The sequence below is a fragment of the Enterococcus sp. 9E7_DIV0242 genome, assembly GCF_002140975.2.
GTDB classification, from domain to species: Bacteria; Bacillota; Bacilli; order Lactobacillales; family Enterococcaceae; genus Enterococcus_L; species Enterococcus_L clewellii.
On the sequence record NZ_CP147247.1, the window covers coordinates 262,412 to 276,023 of the forward strand.

Sequence of the window (13,612 nt, forward strand, 5' to 3'; positions counted from 1 at the left end):
TTCTGTTTCACTGCTTTTTTTGATGAGTTCATTTAGCTATTTATTTCTATATCACTTGCTTTTAGACCTTCAGGGACCACTTTCGTCGGCTCAGACAGGTGTCGTGAAAATAGAAAAGCAGCTAACCCGATTACTCCTGCAATCAAAAGATAGAGCTGCCAGCTGATTGCTGCAGTCCACGCGTTTGCAATACCGAGGAAAATTACTTGTCCAATTGGTCCACCTAGCAAAACAATGGTTGTGAAAATCCCATTTGTGACAGCAAGCCGTTCCTCGTCGATTTGACGCATCATGTAAGCTGACATTCTTGGGTTGATTTTTCCACTTGTATAGCCGATGACGAAAAGACAAACAAACATGAGCCAAACATTTTGAAGCCATAAAAAGTTTAGCGCCAAAAGAGCTAAAGCTGTCATGGTAAAGCTGACGATGCGTAAGGTGGTGACATTTTTCAAAAAATCGCCAGTGATCAAGGACCCGAGAATTGTTCCGAAAGATATGATGATACTAATGATAGCTAGTGTATTGCCGTAATTATTTAGAAGCATTTGTGTGAGTGTTAAAAGGCTAATATTCATCAGCCCATCAATACATGCGCCAAGGGTATTAACTGCAAGAGCAAAGAGCATGATGATTTTCAAGAAACGATTGCTATACAAAAGGCTAATGGTCGTTTTTAGACTTGAACGAAAGCTTTCAGCTTGTTGATTAGCTGTTTCGGTCTGAGGAGGCTCCGCTTTGCGCAAAGTCGTTCGATGCTGCAAGATCGACAAACCCGCGAATAACAAAGTAAGAGCATTGATCAAACCAAAAAGAGAAAAATCATAACCAAGCAAAACGATTCCCCATGCTCCGACTCCTTGAAATATAATTTGGACCAATGTTTGAGTAGCCATTTGAAAACCCATCGCTGTATCTAAAGCATCTTCTGGAAGTAGCCGGCGTAAAAGAGGTAGCTGAAGGCCGCCACCGTAGGCACCTAGGCAATCGGAAAGAATATTTATCAATAGTAATATCAGAAACAAGGGAATGGTGGCCGGTAAACGAATTAGTAACGTAAGAGCGCCAAAAAGGGCAAACTGGGCGATTCGAGAAAGAATCATCCAGCGGGTTTTATCTCTTGTTCGGTCTGCCAGATAGCCTGTTAGGATATTCAATAAGCTTGGAATAAGCAAGGCCATTGATGCCAAAGAAACGGCGAGTGTTTTAAAAGGGGTTGTGCTGGCATAGATAACAAAGACAATATTAAACAGGCTATTGCCGATTCCGTTAAGCAGAGCAGCATTGGTCAGCGCCCGATAGCCTTTATTTGTCAGATATTCATTCATATAATAGTCTCCTTTGAGTGATGATTTTTAGCAGATACCTAAATTCATTTTGTAACTTTACTATAATCGAGGTATGATTAGTGTAGGAAAAAAATCCACTATAGTAGAAAAAAGGTGAGTATAATGAATGAAGGACAGCTGTTTCGACAGCTTAGAAAAGATCGAGGGTTAAGTATTCGTCAGGTTGCAGATGAATTGAATAGCGTCTCCTTTATCAGCAAATTTGAGAAAGGGGATTCTCATATTAGTATTCATCGAATGGAACGACTGCTGGAGAATATCAATGTGACGATCGAGGAGTTTTACTATTTACGTGCTCCGGAATCTGAGTTAAAAACATTTCTTAGTGTTCCAAGTATAATGAATTATATGACGGGGCCTTATCTTGTCTACTTAAATCGTATTCTACTCATCAATAATAAGTTTCATCAACATGATTTTAAAAAAGGGATTGTTGAAATGACGAAGATTTCGGAGGAATTAAATAGAGAAATCCGATGGCAGAATTACTTATATATTTTTTGTCAGCTGTTGATTGAAGCTTATGAAGCAAATTTACTTGAATCAGAAGAGATCGACAGTGAAAGATTGATTGAACGATTTCGCTTGATGAGTCGTCCGATTGTGAGCTATCTTTATAGCGTAGAAAATTGGGGAGTATTTGAAGTCCTGCTTTTTCGACTATTTCAATTTGCATTTCCAGTAGAAACGATTCATCAACTGCTGCCAACAGCTTTTTCCAGAACAGAAAAGGAACTGGGACTGCCCGTGATGAGAGAGCTTCGAGTAGGATTGCTTTTCTCCGTTCTGACTTCTTTTTTGAATTTTCGTTATTTTGAAGAGAGCAAAGAAGTGATGAAACTTCTTGAAAAAACCTTGTATGACACGGAGGATTCAACGAATAGCATCTATCTGCTTTTTTTTAAAGGCTGGTATCAAATTATCACAGAATCAAAGGAGAAGGGAATGGAAATGTGTCAACAAGCGATTTCTATTTTTCGTATCTTGAAGCAGCCTTCATGTGTGAAGCATACAGAATATTTATTGGAAGTCATTTTGCAACATAAGGAAAATCCGAAAGAATACATGGCATTTGTTTAAAAACCGGCGTAGTAATAGATGGTTAAAAGGGGAAAAAGGTTCTATTTGATGTAGGAGGAGTACTGATGGATAAATGTGAATGGGCAAAAACAAGTGCGAATATGGAGCACTATCACGATGAGATTTGGGGTGTACCAATTTATGAAGACCGCTTGCTTTTTCGAAAGCTGATTTTGGATATCAATCAAGCCGGACTTAGCTGGCAAACGATTTTGAATAAAACGTCGGCGTTTGATCAAGCATTCGATCAGTTTGAGATTGAAACGGTGGCTAACTATAAAGAAGAGAAAATCCAAGAGCTGTTACAAAACAAGGGGATCATACGCAACAGACGAAAAATCGAAGCAGCTATTCATAACGCACAGGCAGTAAAAAAGATTCAAGCAGAGTTCGGTAGCTTTTCGGATTATCTCTGGCAGTTTACGGATCATCGGACAATTCATACCCATAGACACAAAAACGAAGCAATGATCCCAACGAGTGAGCTTTCCGATCGTATTAGTAAAGAGCTGAAAAAACGTGGGTTCAAGTTCATTGGCAGTACAATTATTTATGCCTTTTTACAAGCAGTAGGTATTATCAATGATCATGAAATAGAATGCTTTCGATATAAAGAACTAGCAAAGAAATAGGTAGAAGTGTTAGAGATTGCTTTTGATCCATCATTTGTTCCGGTGTAGGAGTTGAATTACAAGCCTCAGCCAAGTTTTTTGTACACTTAAATGCAGAGTATAGCAGGAACTGCCATGCATGTTTATCTTATCCTTTTTGTCGAAGAAGAATGGATAAGATGACAACTTATCAAGCAAAAAAGAAGGTTGACTTTTTTTATTCTTTTGGTAATAATAGAAGAGCAATAGGGAATGAAGTTCTCCCTAGACAGTGTATGTCAAAACCGCAATTATTTTGCTGATGACTTCTACCACCATTTTATTTGGTGTGTAGAAGTCATTTTTTTATTGTCTAGCTTCACGAGTTTGCTCAGTCAGCAATAAGATAAACGGAATATAGAGGCAAAAGGCACCTCTCTATCAGTTTCCTATATTGCTTGTGAGTAGAGCGACTCATCTATATTTTATTGGAGGTATTTTATGTTAATCAGTGTTACTATCGTTATTCTTTTAGGGTTATTTTTTGGTCAGTTGATGCAAAGGTTGAATCTGCCTTCTCTGGTAGGCTTTCTTTTGACGGGGATTCTTTTAGGGCCATCTGTCTTGAATCTTCTTTCATCACACTTTTTGGCACTTTCAGCAGATTTAAGAGAGTTGGCCTTGATCGTGATTTTAACACGAGCTGGGCTGTCGCTGGATCTTGGTGAACTAAAAAAGGTTGGACGTCCAGCCCTATTGATGTGCTTTGTTCCGGCGCTTGTTGAGATTGGTGCAACAGTTATTTTTGCGCCATTGTTGTTTGGATTTTCAATTTCGGAAGCTTTGCTGCTTGGCAGTGTGATTGCTGCTGTTTCTCCAGCTGTAGTTGTGCCGAGAATGTTACGGCTTATTCAAGAGGGATATGGACGGAAAAAGCATATTCCACAAATCATTTTGGCAGGAGCATCCGTGGATGATGTTTTCGTATTGGTTCTTTTTACTGCATTTTTGGGGATCAATCAGGGCGCAGAATTTACAGCCTCAACCTTATTACAAATTCCAATGGCTATTCTTTCCGGTCTGTTACTTGGTGCTGCAGTTGGGTGGTTGTTGGCACAGTTTTTCGCTCGTTATTCTATGAGAGATTCAATAAAGGTCTTGGTTATTTTGAGTCTATCCTTTCTTTTGATGGGGATGGAGGATAGGTTGGAAGGTTCATTTGCTTTTTCTGGCATGCTGAGCGTAATGAGCTTAAGTCTGATGCTGTACAGATTCAGACAACCTGTTGCCAAAAGGTTGTCTGTCAAGTTCAATAAGCTGTGGCTGGCTGCGGAAATCTTTTTGTTTGTGTTAGTTGGAGCAAGTGTGAATTTATCCTTTGCGTATTCTGCAGGGTGGCAGCCTTTCCTATTGGTTCTGTTTGTTTCGTTAGTGAGGATGCTTGGCGTTCTCTTAGCTTTGGCAGGGACAACACTTACCGGTAGAGAAAAGTTGTTTTGCATGATCAGCTATCTTCCTAAAGCGACGGTTCAAGCAGCGATAGGCGGGATTCCGTTAGCTTTAGGCATTAATAACGGTGAAATGATTCTTACTGTAGCAGTTATTTCTATCCTAACGACCGCTCCGATTGGTGCAGTAGGAGTTGATAGGCTCTATAAAAGGCTTTTGTCTAACGATGGCACAGAGGAATAGTATAAGGATCGTCCGCTAAAGCTAAAGAAATCCTCAGCAGCTACTATTTTCAAGTAGCTGCTGAGGATCTGTTTTTCTATTATACTTGATAATTGGCTTCGGCAAATTTGATGAAAGCATCTACAATGACTTGTAGGAAATTTCTAGTTCCTTCAACGATAGCGCCATTTTCATCAATCAGATTTGCGATATTGCCGATATAAGCTTCGGGTTGTTGCAATGTTGGGACATTCAAGAAGACAAGCGATTGTCTCAAATGATGATTCGCCCCAAATCCGCTGATAGCGCCAGGAGAAACACTGACGACTAGACCGGGCTTTTTATCCCAAACACTCTGCCCGTACGGACGTGAGCCAACATCCAATGCATTTTTCAATACAGCTGGAACAGAACGATTATACTCCGGTGTGAAGAAAGCTACTGCATCAAGTGTCTTCACTTGTTCTCTAAAAGCTGTCCAAGCAGCTGTTGGCGTTCCTTCATCGTCTAGATCTTGATTATATATTTCTAAAGGAGCCAAATCGACAAACACTGCTTCATAGTTATCCGGTAATAACTCAGCTAGTGCTTTTGCCACCTTTTTATTATAAGAATCTTTTCTCAAACTACCTACAAAGAAACCAATTTTTTTCGTCATAACTAATTCCTCCATTCTGATTAACTATTCACTCTTTATCATAGGCTTCAAAAGAAAAAAATGCAAGAGAAACGCTGTTATGTAGGTATTGTAATCCCTTTTTCATTCAAGTATAATCAAGGGAATTGACCAATGTATGCGGACACATTTTTTATTGTCGCACACATAAAAAAAGAAAAAGGGGAATTGCGTTTGAAAAAATTTGAATGGAAAAAAGTATTGACGAATAAAGAGAAGGCACAGGTGCTTGCACTAAAGGAAAGAAGTGAGAAACTTCAACCCATCCACTATAAACTGGATCTTGGTTTTACAGAAGGTGAAAAGTGGTATGCTACCCATATGCTTTACTGGGTGGGGGAAGAGTTGGTGGGCTACGGCTGGGCGCTTAGCTTTGACTCCTCCGAGCTTGAAGCTACGCTCATTTCACCGAAAATGGCTGAGCATCTGCCTGCTATCTTGACCGAAATACAGCGTTATGGGAAAGAACAATCTGTAAAGAGCATTGTCTTGATCGCAGATTCATCAGATACGGTTTTGGCAGAAGCATTTAAGGAACGGAAGATTAAGAAACAGTTTTCTGAGTATTATATGCTGCTAGATATGAAGAAGGCCAAATCAAATGAGCAGACAGGTATCAAATTAGTCTCTCCTGAGCAAACAGACCTTGAGGTGTTGGAACAGTTATTAGGTGGTCGTCCTATAGAGGAGGATTTGGCCAATACGTTTGTTTATAAGGAAGATAAGGAGTTGCTTGCCTGTATTCGTTTGGAAGAAACTCAGAAGGAATGGGGAATATTTGGTTTTGTTGTTGATCAGAGCCAACGTGGCAAGGGATTGGGCCGAAAAGTGATGGATGCGGCGATTCAACAAATGTTCGCTTCTGATCCAAAAAGCATTTATTTAGAAGTTGAGACAGACAATGTGCCGGCCTATCCACTGTATTTATCGACAGGATTTGTCGTTAGAAACCAATACGACTATTATGAGTTGATTAAATAATAAAAAGTCGAACAAAAAGGGGCATCTGATGATTCCTCTTTTTTGTTCGACTTAGGCAATAAGTTGCCCCTGCCAAGGTAGGTTTACTATAGCATAAGGATTTGCTTATGGACAAGAGTCATTATCATTTAATTGTAAAAAAGAAGGGCAGGTCAAATGAAGAGCCTACGAATCCGTAGGTAAATCTAGCCTACCCAATCTTTTTTTCTAAAATTCTTACTAATTTAGGGTATACTTATCCTTTGGAGGAATCAACTATGGGCAAGTTAGCAATCATTAGTGATCTGCATGTAGATATCAATCAGTTTAGTGAACAAGAGCTGCTGTTACTGATTGAGGTGTTGCAAGAGAAGCAAATCACGCATCTACATTTGGCAGGTGACATAGCGAATCATGTATCACGTGTGTTAGAGGTTCTGGCATTTATTCGCAGCAATCACCTGACAGTTACCTATAATTTTGGCAATCACGAAATGCCTAGTCTCACTGATGTAGCGGAAATAGAACATTATCCGGATCGTTCTTTTTTGAATCAGCAGGTCATTAATCTAAATGAAAAATTAGTCTTACTCGCTTTCAACGGGTGGTATGATTACAGCTTTTCTGATGAAAGTGACGATAAGAAAATTCTTGCGGCAAAAAATTTGTATTGGTATGATCGCTTTATTCATCGCGAAGCATCCGATCCGATAATCAACCAGCAAATTCTCGAGAAATTGAAGACCGTACTGGATCAATTGGCAAGTGAAGAAAAGCAAGTGGTCATTGCCACTCATTTTGTACCTAAGCAAGAATTTATCGTTTATCAAAAGGGGAAGTATAAGCGTTGGAATGAATTGAACGCTTTTTTAGGATCGAAAAAAACAGGAGAACTGTTAGACCAGTACACGAATATCCAGCAAGTCGTCTTTGGTCATACCCATCGTCGCTTTGAAGAACAGACGATTCACGAGACAATCTACAGCTGTCATCCATTGGGGTATTATTTTGAATGGCAGCTGACACGCACCTTCATTTTGAGTCAGAAGCTGGCTGAGCAGTTCAATCCGATAAAAACTCGGGGCATTCTGAAAGCAAATAAAGAAGCGTTTCATGAATTTCGACTGTTGCATTTGAAAGAAGAGTTTGAAAAAGGAATGACGATCATCGATTATTAGCCTAAACTGAAGAATTTAGGCTCTGAAATGTGTTGAAAACACAGTGTTTTTCTGGTTTTTTTAAGCTGTCAAGAAAAAACTCTTTACAGCTGTGAATTAATCTGGTAAACTAGCATTTGTGATTAAGTTATATGGAGGTGTAATTAATAATGGCAGTTAAAATTCGTTTAAAACGTATGGGTTCTAAAAAGAAACCTTTTTACCGTATTGTAGTAGCTGATTCACGTTCTCCTCGTGACGGACGTTTCATCGAAACTGTAGGAACTTACAATCCTTTGAAAGATCCTGCGGAAGTAGTTTTAAAAGAAGATTTAGTGTTGAACTGGTTGTCTAAAGGTGCACAACCTTCTGATACTGTTCGTAACATCCTTTCAAAAGAAGGCGTGATGCAAAAACATCATGAAGCTAAATTCGTAAAGAAATAGGGTGATTGATTATGACTGATGTAAAAGAGTTAGTATTGACGATTGTTCGTCCGTTAGTTAGTCATCCGGAAGCAGTTTCTTTGGAAATCGAAGAATCTGATAACTTCCTAGAATACAATTTGACTGTATCTCAAGAAGATATTGGACGTGTTATTGGAAAACAAGGACGAGTAGCGAAAGCAATTCGTACGATTGTTTACAGTGTGCGTACAGATGGACCCAAAAAGGTTCGTTTAAATATCCTAGATGGTCAGTAAAAAAGAATTCTGAACCGGCAAAACAATTGTTTTGCTGGTTTTTTCTATTTATCTTAGCGATAATGAAATGAGAGATAGCATAGGGAGGTAGTCATATGGAGGAAATCAATACATATAGAGAACAACTCAAAACAGGGCTGAATGAGTATTTTACTGAAAACCATTTGTCAAAAGGCTCACTTTTTGTGTTAGGATGCAGCACAAGTGAAATCATTGGTGAACGAATTGGTAGTCATTCGACTTTATCGGTTGGTGTAATGGTGATCGATACCTTGTTGGAGGTTCTGAGAGGCAAAGAGGTGTTTCTTGCTGTTCAAGGCTGTGAACATATTAATAGAGCCTTGGTGATTGAGCGTGAGGTAGCTGAACATTTTGGGTTTGAGCTTGTGACGGTTGTTCCATCTTTACAAGCAGGCGGTGCAGCTGCAACCGCAGCCTATCGTTCCTTTTCAGATCCTGTAGTGGTTGAGCATATCACCGCTGTTGGTGGAATAGATATTGGTGATACGTCTATAGGTATGCATGTCAAGCATGTACAAATACCTGTTAGAACGAGCGTAAAGCAAATAGGAGCAGCACATACCACCTATTTGTCCTCTAGGCCGAAATTGATTGGCGGCCCTCGTGCAGTGTATGAATAGGGAGTAATGAAGCTTGTTGGTATGAAGAATAAAAAAATCTGGGAGGCAATGTTCCTTGAAAAGGTGAGTGTTCATCTTTTCAATAGAGCAAAGCTTCTCAGATTTTTTTATTAATATCAACGCTTTCTAAATACTTTAATATCAAAAATTGATGAGTCGAAGGTGATTTCAGCTTCATCGATCATTAGTCCAAGAAGATGGTAATCCTCTTCTTCATGATGGGTGATTCCTAACAACTCATCGTAGTAGGATTCGATACTGGGGTCTCTGGGTGTATTCAAAAGATTCAGTAAATGAAGAACATCCGAAGGCTCCTCATCAATTTTTCCCTGCATTTCAATATAAAATCCTTCTTCAGCGAAATCCAAACCGATTCGAATATCTTCTATATCATTGGAAAAGAAGTAGGTCAGCAGTTCATCAATAATTCTTTTTGCTTTTTCTCTTTCCTGCATGCTGATTCACCTTTCTAATTTGAAAAATATTATCAAGCAATGGTACCATGATTGCCGCGACAAATCCAGTAGAAAAACCATTGTTGTAAAGATTTAAACCACCGTGTAGGAAGCTGACATTTGTAACCAGAGCCATATGGAAAAATCCGGCGATCACACCATAAATTGGCCCATAGAAACCTGCGATTGGCGCAAGACTGGTTCCGAAAATTCCTGTCATAACAACAACGGTTTGATCTACTTGAAAAACTAAAGAAAGCTTAGCTGTCAGAAAAATGCCAACCAGTAAAGGAAAGCTATTTAATGGATGATTACCAAAAGCACTAAAACCGACTGCGGAAAGAATTGCACCAAGTATTGGTCCGTTTAGTGTCCCACCGCTGATCACCACATAAAGAAGCAATAAAAATCCCATCATCGCCATGTTCATCAAGGTTGGACCAACGGATGTGATCGAAATAAAGTCCGTAACCAGTTTTCCGGAGGTCTTACTGATAGCTTTTAGTCCTTTAAATGAGAAATGATTTAAAATAAAACCAGTGATAAACATGAGTGTAAACAGAAACGCCAGGAAAATCATTAACTTTCCATTTGAAGTGGTAGAGATGATATTTTGAGTTTCTACTTGTTTTCCGAACATCTTCAGACTACTTGTAAATAACATGGCGATTAATCCTGAAGTGAAGCCGATGTTGTAAAGTGAAAAGCCTTGATGGAAGATCAGTACATGAGATGCTAAAGGCGGTAAAATCATCCCTAAAAGAATGCCAATAGCGTAACTTAATGGAATACCGATTACTAATGGAAGAGACAAACCGAAAGTAATGTAGCTGATAATAGGAGAGAGGGCACTGCCAAACAAACTAACGACAATGACAGAAGAAAATGGTTTTTTGGCAATTCTGCAATAAAGATACCCGCCAATGATGATTGGAATGGAGTTGTACAGATTTTTCCCAAAAAAAGAACACCCTGAAACAGTGAAAAGAGCAGCTATTACAGGTCCTGTAATCAATAATTTGTGCCGCTTTGTGAGCAAAACACTTACCAACGTCAAAACACCACTATTGAAGAAAGCGCTATTAAAAGAACCCAGTTGAATATAGTCCGTCAGGAGATGACTGGGGGAGGTTAAGATATTAACGGTACCTGTCAGTAATTGAGGAAAAGGTCCGCTGAAAAGTCCAATGAGAATCAACAGAAGTGAATAAGAAATGAGAAGGATATAAGACAAACGGCCATTCTTTTCTCGAAATTTCTCCTTTTTTGTGTGAAGCAACGTGATGCTTTCGTTTTTTATCTCCAAAAAATCCCCCCTTGTGATATCTGTCTACTGTTAATATACCTATAATAGGCAGTTCTGGTCAATAAAAACTCGTTAAATTATCATGTTTTTTAATGAATTTCACAATTATTGAGAGAACTGCAAGGAGAGAACAGTGTAAAATGGAGATAAACGAACGTCAGGGGATGGATTATTCTATAACCGGAAAGGACACAGTATGGTAAGAAGAAAAGTATATACAAAAGACCAAATTCTGAAAGCTTCTTATAACATCGTCTTGAAAGAAGGGTTTTCAGGTATTACTGCCAGAAATGTTGCTGACAAGATGGGAATTTCTACACAACCGATTTATTTAGAGTTTAAAAATATGGAAGATTTGAAAGTTTCTTTACTATTATTGATATATGATGAGCTGGAAACTCAATATTACAATAGACACTCTGTAGGAGATCCAGTTATCGACATGGGATTGAATGTGATTGAGTTTGCGAAAAAAGACCGAAAATTATTCATGTATATGTACATTGATTCTCACGGATATGGCGAGATGTTACGAAAATTGTCTTACGAAAAATTGGAGAAGAACATACGAGAGGTGAAAAAATACCAAGACTTATCATGCGAGGTATTGGCAGATATCTATGAAAAGATTTGGATCACGGCTGCAGGAATAGCAACTTTGCTGGCCACAGAAACAATTATTATGAGCGAACTGGAAATAAATGAAGCGTTAAAAGAATCCATTCAGAAGTATTTTCCATAAGCAACAAAACACAGAGCCTATCGACTGCCGACACTCTATCCGAGTCTGTTAGTTGATAGGGCTTTTTTTATGAAAGGAGTTAGGAAATGACTTGTTTAAGTGAAGAGTTGTTGATCGAAGTAAACATTTTCTGTCAGAAAAAAACGGAACAGCAGGTAAACTCAATGTACGGTGTTCGAGATAGAAAAGGGTTGGCGAGCATTTCAGCATCGGTGGATCAAAGCGTCTTTGGCATTGATATCTATCCAACTGTCTTCAGTAAAGCGACTTTTTTATGGCGCTCGCTCACAAATTACCACTGCTTTTATAACGGAAATAAGCGCACGGCATTTGTTACAGCCTACCTTTTTTTATTGATGAATGATTTTCAGTTGCTCATTGATACACGAGTCTTTTATGAAGCCGCTCTAGCAATCGCTGCGGGAGAGATGGCAGATGAACAAATTGAAGAGCTGCTGCTGGCACAAGCTACCAAATGTAAAAGTGAAGTAAGGAATGACTTGGAATTTTCCAATGTGTTGGAAACAGTTTACGAGAAGGATGCTCACCTTAAAAAGCTGATTGAAGAACTTTCATTGACCTGATGATAAGAAGTGGATGGGCAAGAAGCGTTTGTTCAGGTATGGATACAGAAACATACTAAGATTAGTGGGTAAGATATTCGACGGAATAGCTTACCCACTATTTTCTATTTATAGCGTATAGTGGGAGTGAAAGGAAGCTCGGACATGACCTCGTGGACTTCGAGTCCGAAGTGCAAAATGAGCTCCTTCACTGACATTTTAGAATCTGGTTTAAGTATGTTGGGACTCCGAGTCCGTGTAAAGGAAAGTAGAATTGAAATGGTTCAGTGAAGGTCTTTCTATAAAAAGAGAAGGAGAGAAAAAACTATGTCATCTATTTTAGCTTTTGATGTATCAAAAGGAGAAAGTTACAAAGTACTCTATCAGGACAACTTTTGCTTATCTGAGGGAAAAGTAGTTCACAATCAAGAAGGATTTCAGCTGCTATTAGAGGAAATTCAGACCTTACCAGAGGTCCCTGAAATTGTTTTTGAAGCAACTGGTATCTACTCACGTCCCTTAGAAAAGTTTTGTCAGGATAATAAACTGACCTACTGCCTTCTAAATCCTTTAGAAGCAAAAAAACAGATGGAGGAAGGCTCGCTTCGTAGCTGGAAAACGGATAAATTTGATGCTCATAAACTGGCTCAAACTCATTGTAAAAATAGACGCCAACCAAAGCTACACCAACAAGCAATCTATCTCGAACTACGAGAACTTGCCCGCTTCTATCAGGAAATTGAGACGAAAATCAGTCATGTTCGTATGAATCTTCATAATGCTCTTCAATTGACTTTTCCTGAATTGGAACAGTTCTTTTCCAGCCGTATCACTCCCTATGCCTTATCCCTGATTGAATGTTTTCCACATCCTGCCTTCGTTCTCGCTTCCAGTCGAACAAAAATCAAAAATCGATTGATGAAAACAACGAGGAAACGAATTTCTGAAAATAGGGCTTGGCAGAAAGCTGACCAGATTTTCATTTACGCCTCAAACTCTTATCCAGCTGTTGAGTCCAATAGTGTTCTCTGTCAGAAAGTCATTTACTATGCCCAGCTTCTTCAGGACCTATTAGAACAGAAAAATAAATTGATGGAACAAATGATGAACGCTGCTCATCCTCTTGAAGAATTTGAGTTGTATCAGACGATTCCAGGAATTGGTGCGCCAACGGCTGCACTTCTGATTGGAGAATTAGGCGATATTCGATGTTTCTCTACATCAAACAAACTCAATGCATTTGTCGGGATTGATATCCGGCGGTTTCAATCTGGATCATATATAGGAAAGGATCATATCAATAAAAGAGGGAATCCAAAGGGGCGAAAGATTCTTTACTTTACTATTCGTAATATGATTCGACAACAACACGCCGCCTCCAATCATATCGTCGACTATTATTATAAATTAAAAAAGCAACCCCTTCCTAAAATGGAAAAGGTTGCCACAGTTGCCTGCATGAACAAGCTCCTGAAGTGTATGCATTCCATGGTTAGGAATCATACAAGGTACGCTTATGCGTATACGGCCTCCAACGACCAATAAGGACGAGTCCTTATTCTAAAATTATAGCACAAACTAGATGAAAAATTCAGAGATCCATCTAGTTTATTTAGTGTACTTTCAGATAGTTCTTCACTTCTTTAAAAACTATAAGGAATTTGTTTCCACTTTCCCCTTGACTAATCGTAGGAAAGAGGTTGTGACAGAAGTGGTCAG

Annotated in this window: 15 protein-coding genes and 1 riboswitch; of the genes, 11 read left to right on the forward strand and 4 right to left on the reverse strand. The window is 39.0% G+C overall.

The features are described from left to right. Positions 1–32 precede the first annotated feature (32 nt). Complete coding sequence (locus tag A5888_RS01285; protein ID WP_339101864.1) at positions 33–1,328, reverse strand: MFS transporter; 1,296 nt, start codon at positions 1,326–1,328, stop codon at positions 33–35. Positions 1,329–1,451: 123 nt separating this feature from the next. Between A5888_RS01285 and A5888_RS01290 the strand changes: the two genes are divergently transcribed. The 3 genes from A5888_RS01290 (at position 1,452) to A5888_RS01300 (ending at position 4,711) form a co-directional block, all read left to right on the forward strand. Further along, the gene (locus A5888_RS01290; protein ID WP_339101865.1) at positions 1,452–2,429 is read left to right on the forward strand and encodes a helix-turn-helix domain-containing protein; all 978 of its coding nucleotides are present in this window, start codon (positions 1,452–1,454) and stop codon (positions 2,427–2,429) included. Between the two features lie 65 nt (positions 2,430–2,494). Further along, positions 2,495–3,061: a DNA-3-methyladenine glycosylase I gene (locus A5888_RS01295; RefSeq protein WP_170924673.1), complete on the forward strand. Its 567-nt coding sequence runs from the start codon at positions 2,495–2,497 to the stop codon at positions 3,059–3,061. Positions 3,062–3,279: 218 nt separating this feature from the next. Beyond that, positions 3,280–3,358, forward strand: a riboswitch (Fluoride riboswitch). Positions 3,359–3,520: 162 nt separating this feature from the next. Next, positions 3,521–4,711: a cation:proton antiporter gene (locus tag A5888_RS01300; protein WP_086347479.1), complete on the forward strand. Its 1,191-nt coding sequence runs from the start codon at positions 3,521–3,523 to the stop codon at positions 4,709–4,711. 79 nt (positions 4,712–4,790) lie between these two features. Here A5888_RS01300 and A5888_RS01305 read toward each other — a convergent pair whose 3' ends face one another. Then, positions 4,791–5,348 carry an NADPH-dependent FMN reductase gene (locus A5888_RS01305; protein WP_086347480.1) on the reverse strand — a complete coding sequence of 186 codons (558 nt, stop codon included), beginning with the start codon at positions 5,346–5,348 and terminating at the stop codon, positions 4,791–4,793. 192 nt (positions 5,349–5,540) lie between these two features. Between A5888_RS01305 and A5888_RS01310 the strand changes: the two genes are divergently transcribed. From A5888_RS01310 to A5888_RS01330, 5 genes are all read left to right on the forward strand, one after another. Beyond that, on the forward strand, positions 5,541–6,347 hold the full coding sequence (locus tag A5888_RS01310; protein ID WP_170924674.1) for a GNAT family N-acetyltransferase: 807 nt from the start codon (positions 5,541–5,543) through the stop codon (positions 6,345–6,347). 257 nt (positions 6,348–6,604) lie between these two features. After that, positions 6,605–7,504: a metallophosphoesterase gene (locus tag A5888_RS01315; protein ID WP_086347482.1), complete on the forward strand. Its 900-nt coding sequence runs from the start codon at positions 6,605–6,607 to the stop codon at positions 7,502–7,504. Between the two features lie 149 nt (positions 7,505–7,653). Further along, complete coding sequence (rpsP, locus tag A5888_RS01320; RefSeq protein WP_086347483.1) at positions 7,654–7,929, forward strand: 30S ribosomal protein S16; 276 nt, start codon at positions 7,654–7,656, stop codon at positions 7,927–7,929. Between the two features lie 11 nt (positions 7,930–7,940). After that, positions 7,941–8,186 carry a KH domain-containing protein gene (locus A5888_RS01325; protein ID WP_086347484.1) on the forward strand — a complete coding sequence of 82 codons (246 nt, stop codon included), beginning with the start codon at positions 7,941–7,943 and terminating at the stop codon, positions 8,184–8,186. Between the two features lie 95 nt (positions 8,187–8,281). Beyond that, positions 8,282–8,827, forward strand: coding sequence for a TIGR01440 family protein (locus A5888_RS01330; RefSeq protein WP_086347485.1), 546 nt, complete (start codon positions 8,282–8,284; stop codon positions 8,825–8,827). A gap of 116 nt (positions 8,828–8,943) precedes the next feature. Here A5888_RS01330 and A5888_RS01335 read toward each other — a convergent pair whose 3' ends face one another. After that, the gene (locus A5888_RS01335; RefSeq protein WP_086347486.1) at positions 8,944–9,282 is read right to left on the reverse strand and encodes a hypothetical protein; all 339 of its coding nucleotides are present in this window, start codon (positions 9,280–9,282) and stop codon (positions 8,944–8,946) included. Further along, positions 9,248–10,582 carry a DUF1576 domain-containing protein gene (locus A5888_RS01340; protein ID WP_086348324.1) on the reverse strand — a complete coding sequence of 445 codons (1,335 nt, stop codon included), beginning with the start codon at positions 10,580–10,582 and terminating at the stop codon, positions 9,248–9,250. Before A5888_RS01340 ends, A5888_RS01335 begins: the two co-directional genes overlap by 35 nt. 202 nt (positions 10,583–10,784) lie before the next feature. Between A5888_RS01340 and A5888_RS01345 the strand changes: the two genes are divergently transcribed. The 3 genes from A5888_RS01345 (at position 10,785) to A5888_RS01355 (ending at position 13,438) form a co-directional block, all read left to right on the forward strand. Then, on the forward strand, positions 10,785–11,330 hold the full coding sequence (locus A5888_RS01345) for a TetR/AcrR family transcriptional regulator (protein ID WP_086347487.1): 546 nt from the start codon (positions 10,785–10,787) through the stop codon (positions 11,328–11,330). 86 nt (positions 11,331–11,416) lie between these two features. Then, positions 11,417–11,914 (forward strand): type II toxin-antitoxin system death-on-curing family toxin, encoded by a 498-nt coding sequence (locus A5888_RS01350; protein ID WP_139843792.1) that lies wholly within the window; start codon positions 11,417–11,419, stop codon positions 11,912–11,914. A 306-nt stretch (positions 11,915–12,220) separates the two neighbouring features. Next, entirely contained in the window at positions 12,221–13,438 is a 1,218-nt protein-coding gene (locus A5888_RS01355; protein ID WP_086347488.1) for an IS110 family transposase, read from the forward strand. Positions 13,439–13,612: the final 174 nt, after the last annotated feature.

What these genes read in the sequence shown, in the direction of transcription:
- A5888_RS01355 (WP_086347488.1), top strand. Translation starts at nt 12,221, where the DNA reads ATGTCATCTATTTTAGCTTTTGATGTATCAAAAGGAGAAAGTTACAAA.
- A5888_RS01350 (WP_139843792.1), top strand. Translation starts at nt 11,417, where the DNA reads ATGACTTGTTTAAGTGAAGAGTTGTTGATCGAAGTAAACATTTTCTGT.
- A5888_RS01315 (WP_086347482.1), top strand. Translation starts at nt 6,605, where the DNA reads ATGGGCAAGTTAGCAATCATTAGTGATCTGCATGTAGATATCAATCAG.
- rpsP (WP_086347483.1), top strand. Translation starts at nt 7,654, where the DNA reads ATGGCAGTTAAAATTCGTTTAAAACGTATGGGTTCTAAAAAGAAACCT.
- A5888_RS01295 (WP_170924673.1), top strand. Translation starts at nt 2,495, where the DNA reads ATGGATAAATGTGAATGGGCAAAAACAAGTGCGAATATGGAGCACTAT.
- A5888_RS01300 (WP_086347479.1), top strand. Translation starts at nt 3,521, where the DNA reads ATGTTAATCAGTGTTACTATCGTTATTCTTTTAGGGTTATTTTTTGGT.
- A5888_RS01305 (WP_086347480.1), bottom strand. Translation starts at nt 5,348, where the DNA reads ATGACGAAAAAAATTGGTTTCTTTGTAGGTAGTTTGAGAAAAGATTCT.
- A5888_RS01345 (WP_086347487.1), top strand. Translation starts at nt 10,785, where the DNA reads ATGGTAAGAAGAAAAGTATATACAAAAGACCAAATTCTGAAAGCTTCT.
- A5888_RS01325 (WP_086347484.1), top strand. Translation starts at nt 7,941, where the DNA reads ATGACTGATGTAAAAGAGTTAGTATTGACGATTGTTCGTCCGTTAGTT.
- A5888_RS01290 (WP_339101865.1), top strand. Translation starts at nt 1,452, where the DNA reads ATGAATGAAGGACAGCTGTTTCGACAGCTTAGAAAAGATCGAGGGTTA.
- A5888_RS01330 (WP_086347485.1), top strand. Translation starts at nt 8,282, where the DNA reads ATGGAGGAAATCAATACATATAGAGAACAACTCAAAACAGGGCTGAAT.
- A5888_RS01285 (WP_339101864.1), bottom strand. Translation starts at nt 1,328, where the DNA reads ATGAATGAATATCTGACAAATAAAGGCTATCGGGCGCTGACCAATGCT.
- A5888_RS01335 (WP_086347486.1), bottom strand. Translation starts at nt 9,282, where the DNA reads ATGCAGGAAAGAGAAAAAGCAAAAAGAATTATTGATGAACTGCTGACC.